We start from the raw sequence: 276 nt of genomic DNA on the forward strand, positions 1-276 counted from the left end.
AGCAAAAATATTTCTTAAAACATAGTCTCCTTGAAATTTGTAGCGACTAAAATAATGCGCCATCGCTTGATTATATTGGTACAAAGCTGTGTGGACAACTGGTTTCCCTTGATTCTGCCAGTACTGACAATCCTTGCAACTTTCCGATTCCCCATTTTTATAACAATGTGGACAGTGTTGCTCTGCTATTTCCTCAAAAGTCGAAAAACATTCTTCACAGATGCCCGATTTTTCTTTACTAAAGAAGATGAGATCTGAAAATCTTGTTTTATTTTT

1 pseudogene is annotated in these 276 nt (G+C 35.5%); it reads right to left on the reverse strand.

From position 1 onward, the window contains the following. A pseudogene (locus C1G53_RS13470) lies at positions 1 to 276 on the reverse strand (ComF family protein); the annotation flags it as partial.

It is taken from the genome of Streptococcus suis (assembly GCF_002960445.1).
GTDB classification, from domain to species: Bacteria; Bacillota; Bacilli; order Lactobacillales; family Streptococcaceae; genus Streptococcus; species Streptococcus hyiners.